The sequence below is a fragment of the Streptomyces melanosporofaciens genome, assembly GCF_900105695.1.
Classification (GTDB): Bacteria; Actinomycetota; Actinomycetes; order Streptomycetales; family Streptomycetaceae; genus Streptomyces; species Streptomyces antimycoticus.
Window position 1 is genome coordinate 3,559,036 of the sequence record NZ_FNST01000002.1, and the last position, 20,976, is coordinate 3,580,011.

The 20,976-nt window shown below is 70.1% G+C and carries 15 protein-coding genes; 10 read left to right on the forward strand and 5 right to left on the reverse strand.

What is annotated here, in order from left to right:
* The first annotated feature begins 255 nt into the window (after window positions 1-255).
* On the forward strand, window positions 256-3,324 hold the full coding sequence (locus tag BLV72_RS17875) for a SpoIIE family protein phosphatase/ATP-binding protein (protein WP_244320823.1): 3,069 nt from the start codon (window positions 256-258) through the stop codon (window positions 3,322-3,324).
* Window positions 3,325-3,475: 151 nt separating this feature from the next.
* Here BLV72_RS17875 and BLV72_RS17880 read toward each other — a convergent pair whose 3' ends face one another.
* Complete coding sequence (locus tag BLV72_RS17880; protein WP_093463418.1) at window positions 3,476-5,743, reverse strand: (Fe-S)-binding protein; 2,268 nt, start codon at window positions 5,741-5,743, stop codon at window positions 3,476-3,478.
* 269 nt (window positions 5,744-6,012) lie between these two features.
* Between BLV72_RS17880 and dnaK the strand changes: the two genes are divergently transcribed.
* The 6 genes from dnaK to proP all read left to right on the forward strand — a co-directional run bounded on the left by dnaK (window position 6,013) and on the right by proP (window position 12,502).
* On the forward strand, window positions 6,013-7,884 hold the full coding sequence (gene dnaK / locus BLV72_RS17885; protein WP_093463419.1) for a molecular chaperone DnaK: 1,872 nt from the start codon (window positions 6,013-6,015) through the stop codon (window positions 7,882-7,884).
* The gene (grpE, locus tag BLV72_RS17890) at window positions 7,881-8,540 is read left to right on the forward strand and encodes a nucleotide exchange factor GrpE (RefSeq protein ID WP_093463421.1); all 660 of its coding nucleotides are present in this window, start codon (window positions 7,881-7,883) and stop codon (window positions 8,538-8,540) included. The genes dnaK and grpE overlap by 4 nt, the downstream gene beginning before the upstream one ends.
* Before the next feature lie 45 nt (window positions 8,541-8,585).
* Complete coding sequence (dnaJ, locus tag BLV72_RS17895; RefSeq protein ID WP_093463422.1) at window positions 8,586-9,770, forward strand: molecular chaperone DnaJ; 1,185 nt, start codon at window positions 8,586-8,588, stop codon at window positions 9,768-9,770.
* 5 nt (window positions 9,771-9,775) lie between these two features.
* Window positions 9,776-10,255: a heat shock protein transcriptional repressor HspR gene (locus tag BLV72_RS17900; RefSeq protein WP_093463424.1), complete on the forward strand. Its 480-nt coding sequence runs from the start codon at window positions 9,776-9,778 to the stop codon at window positions 10,253-10,255.
* A gap of 216 nt (window positions 10,256-10,471) precedes the next feature.
* The gene (locus tag BLV72_RS17905) at window positions 10,472-10,843 is read left to right on the forward strand and encodes a cupin domain-containing protein (RefSeq protein ID WP_093463425.1); all 372 of its coding nucleotides are present in this window, start codon (window positions 10,472-10,474) and stop codon (window positions 10,841-10,843) included.
* 123 nt (window positions 10,844-10,966) lie between these two features.
* A complete protein-coding gene (gene proP / locus BLV72_RS17910) occupies window positions 10,967-12,502 on the forward strand; it encodes a glycine betaine/L-proline transporter ProP (protein ID WP_208906037.1) in 1,536 nt (511 codons plus the stop codon).
* Window positions 12,503-12,562: 60 nt separating this feature from the next.
* Here proP and BLV72_RS17915 read toward each other — a convergent pair whose 3' ends face one another.
* Entirely contained in the window at window positions 12,563-12,967 is a 405-nt protein-coding gene (locus BLV72_RS17915; protein WP_093463429.1) for a pyridoxamine 5'-phosphate oxidase family protein, read from the reverse strand.
* Window positions 12,968-13,104: 137 nt separating this feature from the next.
* On the opposite strand from BLV72_RS17915, the gene clpB reads away from it, so the two are divergent.
* Window positions 13,105-15,696 carry an ATP-dependent chaperone ClpB gene (gene clpB, locus BLV72_RS17920; RefSeq protein ID WP_093463430.1) on the forward strand — a complete coding sequence of 864 codons (2,592 nt, stop codon included), beginning with the start codon at window positions 13,105-13,107 and terminating at the stop codon, window positions 15,694-15,696.
* A gap of 153 nt (window positions 15,697-15,849) precedes the next feature.
* Window positions 15,850-16,392 (forward strand): type III secretion system chaperone family protein, encoded by a 543-nt coding sequence (locus tag BLV72_RS17925; RefSeq protein WP_093463432.1) that lies wholly within the window; start codon window positions 15,850-15,852, stop codon window positions 16,390-16,392.
* Between the two features lie 189 nt (window positions 16,393-16,581).
* Here the strand turns inward: BLV72_RS17925 and BLV72_RS17930 are convergent, their stop codons facing one another.
* Complete coding sequence (locus BLV72_RS17930) at window positions 16,582-17,769, reverse strand: hypothetical protein (RefSeq protein ID WP_208905669.1); 1,188 nt, start codon at window positions 17,767-17,769, stop codon at window positions 16,582-16,584.
* Between the two features lie 171 nt (window positions 17,770-17,940).
* Window positions 17,941-19,122, reverse strand: a complete 1,182-nt coding sequence (locus BLV72_RS17935; RefSeq protein ID WP_093463433.1) for a pyridoxal phosphate-dependent aminotransferase — start codon at window positions 19,120-19,122, stop codon at window positions 17,941-17,943.
* A gap of 74 nt (window positions 19,123-19,196) precedes the next feature.
* On the opposite strand from BLV72_RS17935, the gene cutA reads away from it, so the two are divergent.
* The gene (gene cutA, locus BLV72_RS17940) at window positions 19,197-19,529 is read left to right on the forward strand and encodes a divalent-cation tolerance protein CutA (protein WP_093463435.1); all 333 of its coding nucleotides are present in this window, start codon (window positions 19,197-19,199) and stop codon (window positions 19,527-19,529) included.
* 4 nt (window positions 19,530-19,533) lie between these two features.
* Here the strand turns inward: cutA and BLV72_RS17945 are convergent, their stop codons facing one another.
* Window positions 19,534-20,724, reverse strand: coding sequence for an NsdA family TPR-like regulatory protein (locus BLV72_RS17945; RefSeq protein WP_483153930.1), 1,191 nt, complete (start codon window positions 20,722-20,724; stop codon window positions 19,534-19,536).
* Between the last annotated feature and the right edge of the window lie 252 nt (window positions 20,725-20,976).

The window sequence follows — 20,976 nt, forward strand, 5'->3', positions numbered from 1 at the left end:
TAGGGAATTCGCAACCTCGTTGTGAGAAGGGATACTTCACGGCCAGTATCGGTAGTCGATCGACGCGGAACTTCAACGCGGCAAAGCGGGGGCAGTCATGTGCTTAACGCACGGTGTGCGGGTGACGGGTGAAGCGGCGAGACCGGCGAAAGAGGGCTCGGGCGGGGTGTAGTCGCGATGTCGGACGGGAGCGCTCGGCGCCCAGCGGCGGATGCCGCTCGCCCGCCGCTGAGCGAGGGTGCTAGAAATAACGACATGGCCGGACTTTTCGGCCGACCACGGGTTCCGCTGGCCCGCACGATGAACGACTGGCGCCCACGCGGTCGGCGTGAGGGGCCCCGCTCGGCGTCGGAACGACGTGGGCGGCGCGTTCAGCAGGACCAGCAGGATCAGCGGGATCAGCGCGGTCAATCCGATCCGCAGGGCTCGCCGGATGCCCATGACCACTGGGATCCGCAGGGCCGGCTGGACGCGTACGCCCAGCGGGGCCCGCAGGAGCGGTCGCCGGTGCGCACCGGCCGGACCGGCCACGGATCCGGTCCGGGCTCCGGTCACGGCACCGCTCACGGCCGCGGCTATGGGCGGCCCCGCCGAAATCCGGTGCGCGGCGTGCGCACCGTGGCCGGCCAGGTCTTCGTCCTGCAGGTGGGGGTCGTGCTGCTGCTGGTCGTCGCGGCCGTGGTGGCGCTCGTCCTGCAGTCCCGCTACGACAGCGAGCGGGAGGCCCGTAACCGCTCCATGGCGGTCGCCGAGAGCTTCGCCAGCGCGCCCGGGATGGTGAGCGCGATCCGCGGGCCCGATCCGAGCGCCGTGCTGCAGCCGCTCGCCGAGCGCGCCCGTAAGGGCTCCCGGGTCGACTTCGTCGTCGTCATGACGCCCCAGGGCATCCGCTTCACCCACCCCAACCCCGACCGGATCGGCAAGCACTTCATGGGCAGCATCCGCCCGGCGGCGGAGGGCCGGACGGTGCAGGAGACCTTCACCGGCACCCTCGGCCTGTCCGTGCGGTCCGTGGTGCCCGTCAAGGACGGCCACGGAAAGGTCGTCGGCCTGGTCGCTGCCGGTATCACGATCAAGAAGGTCAGCGGTGCGGCCGACCATCAGCTGCCGCTGCTGTTCGGCGCGGCCGCGGCCGCGATGGCGCTCGCCACGGCGGGCACGGCCCTGGTCAGCAGGCGGCTGCGGCGCCAGACCCACGGGCTGGACCCGGCCGAGATGACGCGGATGTACGAGCACCATGACGCGGTGCTGCACTCGGTGCGCGAGGGCGTGCTGATCGTCGGCGGCGACCGGCGGCTGGTGCTCGCCAACGACGAGGCGCGCCGCCTCTTCGATCTCCCGCCGGACGCCGAGGGCCGGCTGGTGTCCGAGCTCGGCTTCGATCCGCACACCGCCGCGCTCCTGGTGTCCGGGCGCCCCGCCACCGACGAGGTCCATACGGCGGGTGAGCGGCTGCTGTCCGTCAGCCACCGCCCCACCGACCGCGACGGCGGCCCGCCCGGCAGCGTCGCCACCCTGCGCGACACCACGGAGCTGCGCGCGCTGTCCGGCAAGGTCGACCTCGCGCGCAACCGGCTCAAGCTGCTGTACGACGCGGGCGTCTCCATCGGCACCACGCTGGACGTGGTGCGCACCGCCCAGGAGCTGGCGGAGTACGCGGTGGCCCGGTTCGCCGACTACGTCTCGGTGGACCTCGCGGACTCGGTGCTGCGCGGCGAGGAGCCCCCGGACGAAGCGGCGGGCACCGGCGCCCCGGACGCGGGCCCGTGGGCCGCCGTCGCGGTCGCCGACGGCGGCCGTACCGTCCTGCGCCGTACGGCCCTCAGCGGCATCCGCGACGACGGCCCGCTCTACCCCCTCGGCATGCTGATCGAATTCGGCCCGAGCGCGCCCCAGGCCCGCGGCTTCCGCAGCGGAGCGGTGACGGTCGAGCCGGTCCTGAGCGACTTCACCGGTTGGCAGGACCAGGACCCCGAGCACGCCCGAAGGATCGTCGACTACGGCATCCACTCGATGATCACGGTCCCGCTGCGCGCCCGGGGCGTCGTCCTGGGCGTGGCCAGTTTCATGCGCGCGGAGAAGCCGGAGCCCTTCGAGGAGGACGACATCTCCCTCGCCGAGGAGCTGGTCACCCGGGCCGCCGTCAGCATCGACAACGCCCGCCGCTACACCCGCGAGCACACGATGGCGGTGACGCTGCAGCGCAGCCTGCTGCCCCGGATGCTGCCGGAGCAGAACGCGCTGGATGTGGCGTACCGCTATCTGCCGGCCGAGTCGGGGGTCGGGGGCGACTGGTTCGACGTCATCCCGTTGCCGGGGGCGCGGGTGGCGCTGGTGGTGGGCGATGTCGTCGGCCACGGGCTGCATGCGGCGGCGACGATGGGTCGGCTGCGGACGGCGGTGCACAACTTCTCCACCCTCGACCTGCCGCCCGATGAGATCTTGTCCCATCTCGACGATCTGATCGCCCGGATCGACCAGGACGAGGGCCCTGGTGGGCTGGACGGTGACGGTGGTGGGAGTGAGGGGATCACGGGGGCGACGTGTCTGTACGCGATCTACGATCCGGTGACGCGGCGGTGCACGATGGCGCGGGCCGGTCATCCGCCGCCCGCGCTGGTGCGTCCGGGCGGCTCCGTGGAGTTCCTCGACCTGCCGGCCGGGCCGCCGCTGGGCCTGGGCGGGCTGCCGTTCGAGACCTCGGAGCTCGACCTGCCCGAGGGCAGCCATCTGGTGCTCTACACGGACGGGCTGATCGAGAAGCGCGACCGGGACATCGACACCGGTCTGGAGATGCTGCGCGATGCCCTGTCCCACCCCGGCCGGACACCCGAGGACGCCTGTACGGCGGTGCTGGACGCGCTGCTGCCCGACCGCCCGAGCGATGACATCGCGCTGATCGTGGCCCGTACGCGGGTGCTGGAGCCCGGTCTGACGGCCGACTGGGAGGTGGCCTCCGACCCGTCGCAGGTGGCCGCGGTGCGGGCCGCGGTGGCCCGGAAGCTGGCGGAGTGGGATCTGGGCGATGTCGCGTTCACGACCGAGCTCATCCTCAGCGAGCTGATCACCAACGCGATCCGCTATGCGACCGGCCCGATCCGGGTGCGGCTGCTCTGCGACCGCAGCCTGATCTGCGAGGTCTTCGACACCAGCAGCACCTCCCCGCATCTGCGGTACGCGGGGACGACGGACGAGGGCGGCCGGGGGCTCTTCCTGGTCTCGCAGTTCGCCGAGCGCTGGGGTACTCGCTACACCTCGGACGGCAAGGTCATCTGGACCGAGCAGGCGCTGCCGCTGTCGAAGAGCGGCAAGCCGCGGTCGTAAGGGCCCCGGCCCCCGCATGGAGGCCGTAAGGCGCTCATGAGAGCCGTAAGGCGGTAAGCGAAACGCGGCCGCCTTACGGCCCCCGGCAACAGCGAGAAGCCCGCCCACGGACCTCGTGGGCGGGCTTCAGCGCATCGCATCCGTTGCGGCGTTACTTGGCCGGGGCCGGCTCCGGCTCCTCGGCGCTCTTGCCACCGTCCTCCGGTGCGGCCGGGGTCCGCACCGAGTCGAGGAGGAGTTGCGCCACGTCCACGACCTGCAGCTCTTCCTTCGCCTTCCCGTCATTCTTCTTGCCGTTGACGGAGTCGGTCAGCATCACCAGGCAGAACGGGCAGGCGGTGGAGACGATGTCCGGGTTGAGGGACAGCGCCTCGTCCACACGCTCGTTGTTGATGCGCTTGCCGATCCGCTCCTCCATCCACATCCGGGCGCCGCCGGCGCCACAGCAGAAGCCGCGCTCCTTGTGGCGGTGCATCTCCTCGTTCCGCAGCCCCGGCACCTTGGCGATGATCTCGCGCGGCGGGGTGTAGACCTTGTTGTGGCGGCCCAGGTAGCAGGGGTCGTGGTAGGTGATCAGACCCTCGACCGGGGTGACCGGGATCAGCTTGCCCTCGTCGATGAGGTGCTGCAGCAGCTGGGTGTGGTGGATGACCTCGAACTCGCCGCCGAGCTGCGGGTACTCGTTCGCGATGGTGTTGAAGCAGTGCGGGCAGGTCGCGACGATTTTCTTCGCCGACTTCGGCTTCTTCGACGACTCGTCCTCATCGTCCTCGCCGAAGGCCATGTTCAGCATCTCGACGTTCTGCTGGCCGAGCTGCTGGAAGAGGAACTCGTTGCCCAGGCGGCGGGCGGAGTCACCGGTGCACGCCTCGTCGCCGCCCATGATCGCGAACTTGACGCCCGCGATGTGCAGCAGCTCCGCGAAGGCCTTGGTGGTCTTCTTCGCCCGGTCCTCCAGGGCGCCCGCGCAGCCGACCCAGTACAGGTAGTCGACCTCGGTGAGGTCCTCGATGTCCTTGCCGACGACCGGCACCTCGAAGTCGACTTCCTTGGTCCACGCGAGGCGCTGCTTCTTGGCCAGCCCCCAGGGGTTGCCCTTCTTCTCCAGGTTCTTGAGCATCGTGCCCGCCTCGGACGGGAACGAGGACTCGATCATCACCTGGTAGCGGCGCATGTCCACGATGTGGTCGACGTGCTCGATGTCCACCGGGCACTGCTCGACGCACGCACCGCAGGTGGTGCAGGACCACAGCACGTCCGGGTCGATGACGCCATTCTCTTCCAGGGTGCCGATCAGCGGGCGCTCGGCCTCCGCCAGCGCCGACGCGGGCACGTCCGCCAACTGCGCCTCGCCGGCCTTCTCCTCGCCCTCCACCGTCTTGCCGCCACCGGCGAGCAGATACGGCGCCTTGGCGTGCGAATGGTCGCGCAGCGCCATGATCAGCAGCTTGGGCGACAGCGGCTTGCCGGTGTTCCAGGCGGGGCACTGCGACTGGCAGCGGCCGCATTCGGTGCAGGTGGAGAAGTCGAGGATGCCCTTCCAGGAGAAGTGCTCGATCTGCGAGACGCCGAACTGGGCGTCCTCGTCCGGGTCCTCGAAGTCGATCGGCTTGCCCTCGCTCACCATCGGCTGCAGCGCGCCGAGGGCCACGTCGCCGTCCGCGTTGCGCTTGAACCAGATGTTCGGGAAGGCGAGGAAGCGGTGCCAGGCGATGCTCATGTCGAGGTTGGTGCTGACCGTGATCATCCAGATCATGGTCGTACCGAGCTTGATCATCGCGAACAGGTAGGTCAGGTTCTGCACCGTGTCCACGCTGAGTCCGTCGAAGAGCTGGACCAGCGGATACGAGGCGAAGTACGCGGGCTCGTAGTGGTCGACGTGGTGCAGTGCGCCCTCGGTGCCGCGCAGGGCCATGATCGCGACGCCGATGATGAGGATGACGTACTCGACGAAGTACGCCTGCCAGGCGGTGGAGCCGGTGAACCGCGACTTGCGGCCGGCCCGGCTGGGCAGGTTGAGCAGCCGGATCGCCATCAGCGTCAGGATGCCCAGGGTGGTCATCGTGCCGATGAACTCGATGTACAGCTCGTAGGGGAGGAAGCCGCCGAGGATCGGCAGCGTCCAGTCCGCCTGGAAGAGCTGGCCGTAGGCGTTGATGATGGTCGGCGGCAGGGTCAGGAAGCCGATCGCCACGAACCAGTGGGCGACGCCGATCACGCCCCACTTGTTCATGCGGGTGTGCGCGAGGAACTCCCGGGCCAGGGTCACGCTGCGCTGGTATGGGTTGTCGATCCTGGCCCCCGCTGGGACCGGCGCGCCGAGCTTGAAGAAGCGCACGAACTGCGCGACGGCCCGGCCGAGCAGGGCAACGCCGACCGCGGTGAGAACCAGCGACACGATGATCGCGGCGAGTTGCATATGGGGCTCCTCGAACCTGCGAGCTGGATTACTAAGCAGTAACTTAATGTGGCTTGACCGAGATTACCCGCCCGGACGGGGGCGCATGTAGTCGACGAGCCGGTGATCTGTGTCGCTCACTTGGCCCTCCTCCACCTCTTCCACGCTTGGTTGGGCATAAGCCTCATATAAAACTTGAGCCCTGGCGACTCAGGTCTGTTGACAGCGGCGATCGGGCTGATGCACGCTTGAGCCTGTTCCACTCAATGCTGTAGCTGGAGGATCCCGAAATGGCACGTGCGGTCGGCATCGACCTGGGTACGACGAACTCCGTCGTCAGTGTTCTCGAGGGCGGTGAGCCCACCGTCATCACCAACGCCGAGGGCGCCAGGACCACGCCGTCCGTTGTGGCGTTCGCGAAGAACGGCGAGGTGCTGGTCGGCGAGGTGGCCAAGCGCCAGGCGGTGACCAACGTGGACCGCACCGTCCGCTCGGTCAAGCGCCACATGGGCACCGACTGGAAGATCAACCTCGACGGCAAGGACTTCAACCCGCAGCAGATGAGCGCCTTCATCCTGCAGAAGCTGAAGCGGGATGCGGAGTCGTACCTCGGCGAGAAGGTCACGGACGCGGTCATCACCGTCCCGGCGTACTTCAACGACGCCGAGCGCCAGGCGACCAAGGAAGCCGGTGAGATCGCGGGCCTCAACGTCCTGCGTATCGTCAACGAGCCTACCGCCGCCGCGCTCGCCTACGGGCTGGAGAAGGACGACCAGACCATCCTGGTCTTCGACCTCGGTGGCGGCACCTTCGACGTCTCGCTGCTGGAGATCGGCGACGGCGTGGTGGAGGTCAAGGCCACCAACGGTGACAACCACCTCGGTGGTGACGACTGGGACCAGCGCGTCGTCGACTACCTGGTCAAGCAGTTCAACAATGGCCACGGCGTCGACCTGTCCAAGGACAAGATGGCCCTGCAGCGCCTCCGCGAGGCCGCTGAGAAGGCGAAGATCGAGCTCTCCAGCTCGTCCGAGACCACCATCAACCTGCCCTACATCACGGCGTCCGCCGAGGGCCCGCTGCACCTGGACGAGAAGCTCACCCGCGCCCAGTTCCAGCAGCTCACCTCCGACCTGCTGGAGCGCTGCAAGACCCCGTTCCACAACGTCATCAAGGACGCGGGCATCTCGCTGTCCGAGATCGACCACGTGGTCCTGGTCGGTGGCTCGACCCGTATGCCCGCCGTCGCCGAGCTCGTCAAGGAGCTGACCGGCGGCAAGGAGGCCAACAAGGGCGTCAACCCGGACGAGGTCGTCGCCATCGGCGCCTCGCTCCAGGCCGGTGTCCTCAAGGGCGAGGTCAAGGACGTCCTGCTGCTCGACGTCACCCCGCTGTCCCTCGGCATCGAGACCAAGGGCGGCATCATGACCAAGCTGATCGAGCGCAACACGACCATTCCGACCAAGCGCTCGGAGATCTTCACCACGGCCGAGGACAACCAGCCGTCCGTGCAGATCCAGGTCTACCAGGGCGAGCGCGAGATCGCGGCGTACAACAAGAAGCTCGGGATGTTCGAGCTGACCGGCCTTCCGCCGGCCCCGCGCGGCGTGCCGCAGATCGAGGTCACCTTCGACATCGACGCCAACGGCATCATGCACGTCGGTGCGAAGGACCTCGGCACCGGCAAGGAGCAGAAGATGACCGTCACCGGCGGCTCCGCGCTGCCGAAGGACGACATCGACCGCATGATGCGCGAGGCCGAGCAGTACGCGGAGGAGGACCACAAGCGCCGCGAGGCCGCCGAGACCCGCAACCAGGCCGAGCAGCTCGTCTACCAGACGGACAAGTTCCTCAAGGACAACGAGGACAAGGTCCCGGGCGAGGTCAAGACCGAGGTCGAGGAGGCCCTCACCGAGCTGAAGGAGAAGCTCAAGGGTGAGGACACCGCCGAGATCCGCACCGCGACCGAGAAGGTCGCCGCGGTCAGCCAGAAGCTGGGCCAGGCCATGTACGCCAACACCCAGGCGGACGGCGCGGACGCGGCCGGTGCCGCCGCCGGTGACGCCGGCGGCGCGGGCCAGGCCAAGGCCGATGACGATGTGGTGGACGCCGAGATCGTCGACGACGACAAGGCCGACAAGGGCCAGGGTGGTGCCGCGTGACGGAGGAGACCCCGGGCTTCGAGGAGCAGCCCGACGTCCCCTCCGAGGCCGCGCAGACCCCCGACGACGCGGCGAAGGGCGCCGGGTCCGCCGACAAGGCGGGCCCGGCAGCCCCGGCCGGGGACCTCGAGCAGGTAGCCCTTCAGGCACAGCTGGACCAGGTTCGCACCGCCCTCAATGAGCGGACGGCCGACCTCCAGCGGCTCCAGGCGGAGTACCAGAACTATCGGCGCCGGGTCGAGCGGGACCGGGTGACGGTCAAGGAGATCGCCGTGGCGAGCCTCCTGTCCGAGCTGCTGCCCGTGCTCGACGACATCGGCCGCGCCCGTGAGCACGGCGAGCTCGTCGGCGGCTTCAAGTCGGTCGGCGAATCGGTGGAGGCGGTGTCGGCGAAGCTGGGTCTGCAGCAGTTCGGCAAGGAGGGCGAGCCCTTCGACCCGCTGGTGCACGAGGCCCTGATGCATTCGTACGCGCCGGATGTCACCGAGACCACGTGCGTGCAGATTCTGCAGCCGGGGTATCGAATCGGCGAGCGCACGATCCGCCCGGCGCGGGTCGCGGTCGCCGAGCCCCAGCCGGGAGCCACCCCCGCAAAGGGCGGCGAAGGCGAGGCCGCGGCGCCGGACGAGGAGAGCGGTGGCCCGGAAGAGGGCTGACGTGACGGTGATCGCGGGAGCAGCAGGAGAGGAGGGACGTCGAGGATGAGCACCAAGGACTTCGTGGAGAAGGACTACTACAAAGTCCTCGGCGTCCCCAAGGACGCGACCGAGGCGGAGATCAAGAAGGCGTACCGGAAGCTCGCCCGCGAGTACCACCCGGACGCCAACAAGGGCGACGCCAAGGCGGAGGACCGCTTCAAGGAGATCTCCGAGGCCAATGACATCCTCGGCGATCCCAAGCGGCGCAAGGAGTACGACGAGGCCCGCTCGCTCTTCGGGAACGGCGGCTTCCGTCCCGGTCCCGGCGGTCCGGGCGGCACCGGGAGCTTCAACTTCGACCTGGGCGACCTCTTCGGCGGCGCCCAGGGCGGTGCCGGTGGCGGTGGCGCCGGCGGCTTCGGCGGCGGGCTCGGGGATGTCTTCGGCGGGCTGTTCGGCCGCGGCGGCGCCACCCGCGCCCAGCCGCGCCGGGGCCAGGACATCGAGTCCGAGGTGACGCTCAGCTTCACCGAGGCCGTCGAGGGGGCCACGGTCCCGCTGCGGATGTCCAGCCAGGCCCCGTGCAAGGCGTGCTCGGGCACCGGCGACCGGGACGGCACCCCGCGGGTCTGCCCGACCTGTGTCGGCACCGGCCAGGTCAGCCGGGGCGGCGGGGGCGGCTTCTCGCTCACCGACCCGTGTGTGGAGTGCCGTGGCCGCGGCCTGATCGCTCAGAACCCGTGCGAGACCTGCAAGGGCAGCGGACGGGCCCGTTCCGCCCGCACCATGCAGGTCCGGATCCCCGCGGGCGTCAGCGACAGCCAGCGGATCCGGCTGCGCGGCAAGGGCGCCCCGGGCGAGACCGGCGGCCCGGCCGGCGATCTGTATGTGGTCGTGCACGTGGACGCGCATCCGGTCTTCGGCCGTAAGGGCGACAACCTGACCGTCACCGTGCCCGTCACCCTTCCGGAGGCGGCGCTCGGCGGCGAGATCAAGGTCCCGACCCTGGGCGGCCCGCCGGTCACCCTGAAGCTGCCGCCCGGCACGCCCAACGGACGGACGATGCGCGCCCGTGGCAAGGGTGCGGTCCGTAAGGACGGTACGCGCGGAGATCTGCTGGTCACCGTCGAGGTCACGGTGCCGCAGGAGCTGAGCGACACGGCGCGGGACGCGCTGGAGTCGTATCGCGAGGCGACCGTGGGAGAGGACCCACGGGCGGAGCTGTTCAAGGCCGCGAAGGGAGCGTGACCCCAATGGAGTCGCACGGCCGAGGAGGCATCGGAGGCAGGGGCGCCGGCCGGCCCCGTAACCCTTATGAGCTGACCGAGGATTCGCCGGTGTACGTCATCTCGGTGGCGGCTCAGCTCTCCGGACTGCACCCGCAGACCCTGCGTCAGTACGACCGCCTCGGCCTGGTTTCCCCCGACCGTACCGCCGGCCGTGGTCGGCGGTACTCCGCGCGCGACATCCAGCTGCTCCGCCAGGTCCAGCAGCTGTCCCAGGACGAAGGCATCAACCTCGCGGGGATCAAGCGCATCATCGAACTGGAGAACCAGGTCGCGGCTCTCCAGTCCCGTGTCGCCGAGCTCCAGGCCGCGGTCGAGGGCGCCGCGACCGCCATGCAGCAGCGCGAGGCCCAGGTCCACGCCTCCTACCGCCGCGACCTGGTCCGCTACCAGGACGTCCAGCAGAGCAGCGCCCTGGTGGTCTGGCGCCCCAAGCGCCCGGAGTAGCGCCCGGCGCGCCGCTGATCGCAGGCCCGGTGACCGTCCTTACGGCCACCGGGCCTTTCGCGCGCCCGAAGCGTGCCCGGTGCCTTCTCAGTGCCTGCCCGGTGCCTGCCCGGTGCCTTCCAGCGCCTGCCCGGTGCTTGCCCGCTGGGGCTCCCGGCCGGGCGCGCCGATGGGGCGTCCCGGGCGCACCATGGAGATATGGGAGGAGGTATCGCCATGGTGGAAGTCAAGACGATCGAGAAGCCGGATGAACGGCGTGACTTTCCCGGAGGCCATATCGAAGCCCTGCATCTGACCGGGCTGGATTTCGCCGTAGGCACCTTCGAGCCCGGATGGCGCTGGCGGGAGTCGGTGCGGCCGATCGTGGGGACCGATCTGTGCGAGGTCCACCACAGCGGGGTCGTGGTCCGGGGCCGGATGCGGCTGCGCACGGCCGATGGCGCGGAGGCCGAGGTGGGGCCCGGGGATGTGTATGTGGTGGCGCCCGGCCATGACGCGTGGGTCGTCGGCGATGAGCAGGTCGTGGTGTACGACGTCGCCGGGCAGATGGCGTTGACGTATGCGAAGTCGAGTGAGGCCGGGGCCTGACGCGGGGGGCGACAGCGGCGTCCTGTAGCGGTTCAGCCGTCGGCAGGGGACGAGATGAGTACCGGTCGGATACCACCGCGTGGACCCCGCCGGGGGCCGCGCGGGAGTGCCCGTACCGACCAGCTGATCCGGACGCTGCTGCGGCGCCGTAAGGAGCCGCTGGCGATCGAGGACGTCACCGTCGTCGACAAGCCCGGGATGCGCCGCGCGGTCGCCGCGACCGCGATCGGCAACACCATGGAGTGGTTCGACTTCGGTGTCTACGCCTATGTCGCGGTCACCCTCGGCAGGGTCTTCTTCCCCGCCGACGACCCCGCCACCCAGGTGGTCTCCACGTTCGCCACCTTCGCCGTGGCGTTCCTGGTGCGGCCGCTGGGCGGGCTGGTGTTCGGGCCGCTGGGCGACCGGATCGGGCGGCGGCGGGTGCTGTCCACCACCATGATCATGATGGCGGCCGGCACCTTCGCGGTGGGTCTGCTGCCCGGCTATTCCGAGATCGGCTTCGCCGCCCCGCTGCTGCTCCTGGCCTGCCGGGTGGTGCAGGGCTTCTCGACCGGCGGTGAGTACGCGGGGGCGACCACCTACATCGCCGAGTTCGCGCCCGATCAGCGCCGTGGCTTCCTCGGCAGCTGGCTCGACTTCGGCACCTTCATCGGCTATTCGCTGGGCTCCGGTCTGGTCACCGTGCTCACCGCCGCGATCGGCGAGACCGGGATGGTGGAGTGGGGCTGGCGGGTGCCGTTCCTGGTGGCGGGGCCGCTGGGGCTGATCGGTCTGTATATGCGGCTGCGGCTGGAGGAGACCCCGGCGTTCCAGCAGGAGGCCGAGCGGGCGGCCGAGGCGGCGGAGGCGGCGGAGGCGCACGGCGACACCGTGCCGGTCGAGGCGGCCCGCCAGTCCGGACGGGGGCGGCTGAAGGAGATCTTCACCCGGCACTGGGAGGCGATGCTGATCTGCATGGGCCTGGTGCTGATGTACAACGTCACCAACTACATGGTGACGTCGTATCTGCCGACGTACATGACCTCCACGCTCGGCCAGGACGCCACCACGGCCCAGGTGCTGGTGCTGGGCACCATGCTGTTCGTGGTGCTGGCGATCACGGTGGTCGGGCGTGGTTCCGACCGCTGGGGGCGGCGGCCGCTGTTCCTGTTCGGCAGTCTGGGCCTGGTGGCGCTGGCCATTCCGGCGGTGCTGCTGATCCGAGCGGGCGGCGTGCTGATGCCCGCGATCGGCTGTCTGCTCCTGGGCGCGATGCTGGTCACCTTCGCGGGGACGAGCGCCGCCACGCTTCCCGCGCTGTTCCCGACCCGGCTGCGCTACGGCGCGCTGTCGATCTCGTACAACCTCTCCGTGTCGCTGTTCGGCGGCACGACGCCGCTGCTGGCCTCGTGGCTGGTGGCCACCACCCACAACACGCTGGTGCCCGCCTTCTACCTGATAGCGGCGGGTGTGATCGGGCTGATCGCCACGCTGTTCCTGCACGAGACGGCGGGGAAGCCGCTGCGCGGTTCGGGGCCCATGGTGGAGACCGAGGAGGAGGCGCGGACGACGGTGGCCGAGAGCCGTACGGAGGCCGGGCGGCACGCCCGCGACGTCTGGATCCGGCTGCGCCACCCCTGGGCGGGGGCGGGCCACCGGGAGGAGGACGAGGAGTGACCGGGCCCGGGTTCAGCCCTCGCGCAGGGCGCGGCCTCAGCCCTTGCGCAGGGCGCGGCCTCAGCCCCTGCCCATGGCGCGGGTGAGGGTGATTTCGATGAGGACGCGGTCGGGGTTGGGGCGCGGGGTGCGCTCGTAGCGCTCGGCGTAGCGGCGCACCGCCTCCGCGATCAGCTCGGGGTCCTCGCGGACGACCGCGAGCCCCTCCAGCGTGGCCCACCGCTTGCCCGCCATCTGGCAGACCGCGACCCGCGCACCGTCCTCGCCCGCCGCCCGGACATGGGCGACCTTACGGCTGTGGCGGTTCGCGATGACGCGGGCGAGCCCGGCCTCGGGGTCGTAGGTGACGCCGACCGGGACGACATGCGGGGTGCCGTCCGGGCGCGGCGTGGTCAGGGTGCACAGATGGCGTTCGCGCCAGAAATCGAGGTACCCGGGATCGGGGTTGTGGGGATCGACAGACATGGCCCAGAACCTACAGACAGGGCCCGGAACCTCAGGCCAGGGGAGTGGCGTGAGCGAGGTTGAGTGGAATAGACTCAACTTTGCGGAGGTTGGGTAGGGCAGGATGGGAAGACCGCAGCGAGGAGGAGCACAGGGACGTGGATGCCGAGCTGACCAACAAGAGCCGGGCGGCGCTGAGCGCCGCCAATGACCGGGCGGTGTCCTCCGGGCACGCGGATATGACGCCCGCGCATCTCCTGCTCGCCCTGCTGGAGGGCCAGGACAACGAGAACGTCATGGATCTGCTGGCAGCCGTCGAGGCCGACGCGGCCCTCGTGCGCAGCGGCGCCGAGCGGCTGCTCGCCGCCCTGCCCAGCGTCCAGGGCTCCACCGTGGCCCCGCCGCAGGCCAGCCGCGATCTGCTCGCCGTCATCGCGGACGCCACCCAGCGGGCCAGGGAACTGGGGGACGACTATGTCTCCACCGAGCATGTGCTCATCGGCATCGCAGCCAAGGGCGGCCAGGCCGGGGAGCTGCTCGACCAGCAGGGGGCGGGCGCCAAGAAGCTGCTCGCCGCGTTCGAGAAGGTCAGGGGTGGACAGCGGGTGACGACGCCCGATCCGGAGGGCACGTACAAGGCCCTGGAGAAGTTCGGCACGGACTTCACCGCCGCCGCGCGCGAGGGCAAGCTGGACCCGGTCATCGGCCGGGACCAGGAGATCCGCCGGGTGGTGCAGGTGCTCTCCCGGCGCACCAAGAACAACCCGGTGCTGATCGGCGATCCGGGCGTCGGTAAGACGGCCGTCGTCGAGGGGCTCGCCCAGCGGATCGTCAAGGGCGACGTCCCCGAGAGCCTGCGCGACAAGCGCCTGGTCGCCCTCGACCTCGGTGCGATGGTCGCGGGCGCGAAGTACCGCGGTGAGTTCGAGGAGCGACTGAAGACCGTTCTGGCCGAGATCAAGTCCAGCGACGGCCAGATCATCACCTTCATCGACGAGCTGCACACCGTGGTCGGCGCGGGCGCCGGCGGCGACTCCGCGATGGACGCGGGCAATATGCTCAAGCCGATGCTGGCCCGCGGTGAGCTGCGCATGGTCGGCGCCACCACCCTCGACGAATACCGCGAGCGGATCGAGAAGGACGCCGCGCTCGAGCGCCGCTTCCAGCAGGTGCTGGTCGCCGAGCCGACCGTCGAGGACACCGTCGCCATCCTGCGCGGGCTCAAGGGCCGCTACGAGGCCCACCACAAGGTGCAGATCGCCGACGGCGCGCTGGTGGCCGCCGCGGCCCTCTCCGACCGGTACATCACCTCCCGCTTCCTGCCCGACAAGGCCATCGACCTGGTCGACGAGGCGGCCTCCCGGCTCCGGATGGAGATCGACTCCTCCCCCGTGGAGATCGACGAGCTCCAGCGGTCGGTGGACCGGATGCGGATGGAGGAGATGGCGCTGGCCCGGGAGACCGACGAGGCCAGCAAGCTGCGGCTGGACAAGCTGCGCCGCGACCTCGCCGACAAGGAGGAGGAGCTGCGCGGGCTCACCGCCCGCTGGGAGAAGGAGAAGCAGGGCCTCAACCGCGTCGGTGAGCTCAAGGAGCGGCTGGACGAGCTGCGCGGCCAGGCCGAGCGCGCCCAGCGCGACGGCGACTTCGACACCGCCTCCAAGCTGCTGTACGGGGAGATCCCGGCCGTCGAGCGGGAGCTGGCCGAGGCGTCGGAGGCCGAGGCCGAGGTCCAGCAGGACCGCCCCACCATGGTCAAGGAGGAGGTGGGCCCGGACGACGTGGCCGATGTGGTCGCCTCCTGGACCGGCATCCCGGCCGGCCGGCTGCTGGAGGGCGAGACCAAGAAGCTGCTGCGCATGGAGGAGGAGCTGGGCAAGCGGCTGATCGGCCAGATGGAAGCCGTAAGGGCGGTATCGGACGCCGTGCGCAGGACCCGCGCGGGCATCGCCGACCCGGACCGGCCCACCGGCTCGTTCCTCTTCCTCGGCCCCACCGGCGTCGGCAAGACCGAGCTGGCCAAGGCGCTCGCCGACTTCCTCTTCGACGACGAGCGGGCCATGGTCCGCATCGACATGAGCGAGTACGGCGAGAAGCACAGCGTGGCCCGGCTGGTCGGCGCCCCGCCCGGGTACGTCGGCTACGAGGAGGGCGGCCAGCTGACCGAGGCGGTGCGCCGCCGCCCGTACAGCGTGGTGCTGCTGGACGAGGTGGAGAAGGCCCACCCCGAGGTCTTCGACGTCCTGCTCCAGGTCCTGGACGACGGGCGGCTCACCGACGGCCAGGGCCGGACGGTGGACTTCCGCAACACCATCCTGGTGCTCACCTCCAACCTGGGCAGCCAGTACCTGATGGATCCGCTGCTCGGCGAGGAGGAGAAGAAGCAGAGCGTCCTGGAGACCGTAAGGGCCTCCTTCAAGCCGGAATTCCTCAACCGCCTGGATGACCTCGTGGTCTTCTCCGCGCTCAGCGGGCCGGAGCTGGCCCGGATCGCGGAGCTCCAGATCGCCCGGCTGGCCCGCCGCCTCGCCGACCGCAGGCTGACCCTCGACGTCACCCCGGCCGCGCTGGAATGGCTGGCCGAGGAGGGCAACGACCCGGCGTACGGGGCGCGCCCGCTGCGCCGGCTGATCCAGACCGCGATCGGCGACCAGCTCGCCAAGGAGATCCTCGCCGGGGAGATCCGCGACGGCGACAAGGTCCGGGTGGACCGGGTCGGCGACGAGCTCCTGGTGGGCCCCGCGCAATAGGCCCGGGCAGGTCCTGGCAATGGGTCCCGGCACGCCCCGGCAATAGTCCCGCCGGTCCTTGTTCGGCCGGATCGGGCAATGTACGGCCGGGGTTGCACGGCGGGGGCGGGTGTGAGGGAGGATGGCGGTATTCCATACGAAGGGAAATCCACGGTGAGCATCGACCCGTCCTCGATTCCGAATTTCGGGGGTCAGCCCGAGCCCGAACCGACGGGTCCGAGCGGCCCCGTGCTGCCCGACCAGGATCTGGTCAAGCAGCTGCTGGAGCAGATGGAGCTGAAGTACGTCGTCGACGAGGAGGGGGACCTCGCCGCGCCGTGGGAGCAGTTCCGCACCTATTTCATGTTCCGTGGGGAGGAGGAGCAGCAGGTCTTCTCCGTCCGTACGTTCTACGACCGGCCGCATGGCATCGATGAGAAGCCGCGGCTGCTCGAGGCGCTCGACGACTGGAACCGCCGCACGTTGTGGCCGAAGGTCTACACCCACACCAATGACGACGGCACGGTCCGGTTGATCGGTGAGGCGCAGATGCTGATCGGCACCGGCGTCAGCCTTGAGCACTTCGTATCCAGCACGGTCAGCTGGGTGCGGGCTTCGATCGAGTTCGACCGCTGGCTGGTCGAACAGCTCGGTCTGGAGGCCGACATCGAGTCCGACGGCGACGACAAGCCGGACGACGGCGACGGCCAGGCCTGAGCCGGGAGCCGTATTGAGCCGGGAGCCGTATTGAGCTGGACGTATTGAGCTGGATCGAGCCGGCCGTATCGAGCTGGATCGAGCCGGCCGTATCGAGCTGGATCGAGCCGGCCGTATCGAGCTGGATCGAGGCGACTCGCGGCGGGCCCAGGGCTTGGTGCGCGGTCGGCCCCAAGCCCGGAGCGCTGATCAGGCCGGGCTGGTTGCCGCGGTGAGCAGATACGCCCCATAGAGACAGGAGAGCCCGGCCAGCGCGCCGCCCACCAGGACGGCGGTGCGGGGCCGGGCTCTTGCCATCGCCAGCGCCGCCGGGAACAGCAGCGGGAAGGCGGGCAGCAGAAAGCGCGGCTTGGACGCGAAGTAGTTCGAGCCGGTGAGCGCGATGGCCACCAGGACCAGGGTGTAGACGACCAGCGGCAGCGGCGGCGGGCGCAGCGCGAGCCAGACCAGCGAGATCAGCGAGGCGCCGATGACGATCAGGGACATGTAGTGCGTCAGCGAGCCGCTCCCCATGATCAGGCCGCGGGCGGTACGGAAGCCGCTCGCACCGAGATCGAAAGAGGTGCCCCAGCGGTCCTGGACGTCCAGATAGCCGCGCCAGGTGCCGCGCCGCACCGCCACCCAGCCGGTGTAGCCGAGCCAGCCCAGCGGTGACAGCGCCGCGCCCGCCCACACCCGCCAGGACACACGCCCACGGCGCCGCCAGACCTCGGCGGCCGCGTACGCGCACACCGCCGCCGCGACCGCGATCCCGTTGGGCCGCGTGGCCCCCGCGCACAGGGCGAGCGCCCCGGCCCACAGCCAGCGCCGGGTGAGCAGCGCGTACAGCGACCAGGCCGCCAGCGCCGTCAGCAGCGACTCCGTGTACCCCATGGACTCCACGACCGCATGCGGCAGCAGCCCCCACAGCGCCACCAGCATCAGGGCCGCCCGCCGCCCGTACAGCCGCTCCCCGACCGCGTGGATGCCCCAGGCCGCCAGCCCGGCCGTGACCCAGGTGATCAGCAGCCCCGCCGTCACCGCGCTCAGCGGCACGACGCTGGTGACGGCCCTGATCAGCGCCGGGTAGAGCGGGAAGAACGCGAGATCGCTGAAGGCCAGGCTCGGGTGGGTGACGGAGGGCCGGCTGGTGCCGTAGCCGTGCTGGGCGATGCCCACGTACCAGAGGCTGTCCCAGTAGTGCCCGAGCTGCGTCCGCGGATGCTTCCCGGTCCGCCAGGCCCCCACCGCCACACACCCGATCCCGGCGGCCCGCACCGTCGCGTACACCGCCAGCGCGAGCCACGCCCGCTCCAGCGACGCCCGCACCCCCCGCCGGGTGGCCGGTCGTCCTGGGGGTTCGGGGGCCCGGGTGGACGCGGTGGTGTCGGCGGACACGGAAACCTCCGGTACGGGCACCCGACGGACATGCGCCGAGCCCCCGGGAGGGGACGGACCAGGGGGCTCGGCGGACACATCGACCATCCGCCGGACCGCGGACGCCCGCGACCCGGAAGGCCCATCCGGGGGAGGCCCGCCGGACCTACCCAGGTGACCGGAGGCGCCGCGTCAGCCGGCGCCGAGCGTCTTCAGGCGGCCGACGGCGTCCGTAAGGACCTCATCGCGCTTGCAGAAGGCGAAGCGGACGAACGGGGAGCCCTGGTCCTGGTGGTCGTAGAAGACCGCGTTCGGGACGGCGACCACACCGCACCGCTCGGGGAGGGAGCGGCAGAAGGCGAAGCCGTCGGTCTCGCCGAGGGGCCGGATGTCGGTGGTGATGAAGTACGTGCCCGAGGGGCGGAAGACCTGGAAGCCCGCGTCGGTCAGACCATCGGCCAGCAGATCGCGCTTGGCGCGCAGATCCTCGCGGATGCCGTGGAAATAGGCGTCGGGCAGCCGCAGCGCCTCGGCGACCGCGTACTGGAAGGGACCCGCCGAGACATAGGTGAGGTACTGCTTGGCCGAGCGCACCGCCGTGACCAGCTCGGGAGCGCCGGTCACCCACCCGACCTTCCAGCCCGTGAACGAAAACGTCTTGCCACTGCTGCTGATGGTGACGGTCCGCTCGCGCATCCCGGGGAACGAGACGAGCGGGGTGTGCGCGGTGCCGAAGACGAGATGCTCGTAGACCTCGTCGGTGACCACCAGCAGATCGCGCTCGACGGCGAGCTCGGCGACCGCGGCCAGCTCATCGTGGGTGAGCACGGTGCCGGTGGGGTTGTGCGGGGTGTTGAGCAGGATGAGCCGGGTGCGATCGGTGACGGCGGCGCGCAGCTCGTCCAGATCCAGCCGGAAGGTGTCCCCGTCCGGGCGGAGGGTGACCGGGACGCGGACCCCGCCCGCCATGGCGATGCAGGCGGCGTACGAGTCGTAGTACGGCTCCAGCGCGACCACCTCGTCCCCCGGCTCCACCAGCGCCAGCAGCGACGCCGCGATGGCCTCGGTGGCACCCGCGGTGATCAGCACCTCGGTATCGGGATCGAAGCCCAGCCCGTACCAGCGCCGCTGGTGCTCGGCGACGGCGGTACGCAGCTCCGGCACCCCCGGCCCGGGCGGGTACTGATTACCCCGCCCGTCCCGCAGCGCCCGGACGGCGGCCTCGCGCACCCCCTCGGGCCCGTCGGTGTCCGGGAAGCCCTGGCCCAGATTGATCGCGCCGGTGCGCACGGCGAGGGCGGACATCTCGGCGAAGATCGTGGTCCCGAAGGCGGCCAGTCGGCGATTGAGCGGCGGTCGTCCCATGGCGCCCATACTCCGCCGAAGCGCCGGCCTTCATCAACTCTGGCGGGCACTGACGGTTTCGGGCTCAGGGCTACGCTCGCGCTATGACTGATTTCCTTCAGGTGGCGACGGCGACGGAGAGCCGTGAGGAAGCCGAGAAGCTTGCGGGGTCGGTGGTGACGGCGCGGCTCGCGGCCGGGGCGCAGATCGTGGGGCCGGTGGTTTCGGTCTTCTGGCACCGGGGCGAGTTCGGGACGGGGGAAGAGTGGCAGTTGTTGTTCAAGACCCGGGCCGACCGTTACGCCGAGCTTGAAACGCACCTTTTGCAGCACCACCCGTGGAAGAACCCCGAAGTGTCGGCCGTGCCGATCGTCGCGGGCTCGGATGCCTATCTGCGGTGGGTGGAGCGGACCATTGAGCCGGAGCCTGGGAGCTGACCTCTTAGGCCCTGGCCTTCTCCAGGACGTCGGCCACGGCCGGAAGCTCCTTGTGGGCCTTGAGCTGGTGGAGGATCGGCGCGAGGCGCTGGCGTGGGCGGACGGATGCCACTCCGGCGGAAAGTTCGAGGGCGCGGCTGGTGATGGCTGTGGCCTGCTCGACCTCTCCGGCGGTGAGGTAGGAGTCGGCGAGCCAGGACAGGTAGAGGCTCTTGTCGCGGGCGTGGGTGTCGTCGTAGCGGGTGAGTACGTCTTCCAGGACAGGGACGGCGCGCAACGGTCGGCGCAGTTCGGTCCAGCAGCGGCCGGTCATGATCTGGAGTTCGTTTCGGTCGACCCATGCTGACCAGTCGGGTTGGGGGCTTCCGTCGCTCTCGCTGAGGGCGGCTTCCGCGATGCTCAGCGCGCGTTCGGTCTCGTTGGGGTTTCCGGCTACGGCGTAAGCCCACGCGAGTCGTTCATGCAGCAGTGCGCGCACGCTGGGCGGGGCGTCGGGGCCTGCCGTGCGGCAGGCCTGGCGGGCGGTCTCTATCCCGGCGGAGCGGTCCGTGTTGATCTCCTGATAGGCGAGGAAGGCGAGGGCGTTCCCGGCCAGGGCGGCGTCTTTCGCCTCGACGGCGGCCTTGTGGCTGTCCTCGTAGAGGCCTCGGGCATCGGCGTGCTTGCCCGCGTCGAATGCGGCCCAACCTGCTTGCTGCGCCTGCTCGGAGAGGACCGACAGCAGCGCGCGGCCGGTCTCCTCGGCGTAGCTTCCCTCTCGGAGCATCGTCTTCGTCGCTTGGCACTCGCCGAGGTAGACGCGGTAGGTGTCTCCTCCGCCGAGCACGTCATCGAGCCGTCGTAGTCGCGCTGTGCGCTGCCGTAACTGGTGGGGCACGTCTCGATCGATCCGGCGGCCCGTGTTGATCTGGGCCAGCTCGGGCAGGCCGAGGACCAAGCCTGTCCCGGCGGTGGCTCGGAAGAATTCCCTGCGCAGCACTGTTTCGCTTCCCTCTCGGGTCGTGGGTGTGGTGCGTGCTGAGGCGGTAGGGGCGTGACCGGGCGCGGTGGCCGCTTCCCAGTCGCGGGGTGCGAGGCAGGCCGAGGAGATGTCCGGGGATACGTAAGGCGTCGGCGATCGTCGCGATCTTCTCGAACGACGTGATGCGGCCCTGGCCACGAGCCAGAGTGCCGACTCGTTCGGGCTTGATGTCACACTCGGCGGCAATCTTCGAATAGCTGATCTTGGCTAAGTCACGGGCAAGGGAGAAGACGGCGCCGAAGTCGTGAGTCACGATCGCGGCGCGCATCTCTGGGTGGTTGAGAAGTTCTCGCGGTAGTGCGGTCGGCGGTTGGTAAGCGGTCATGGTGTGCCCCGTTGCGCCTGCTGGTGACAGTGTGTCGCACAGTCGTGACCGAAAGCCTACCCATGATGGGGGTAGCCAGGGACGGGAAGCCACCGCCATTT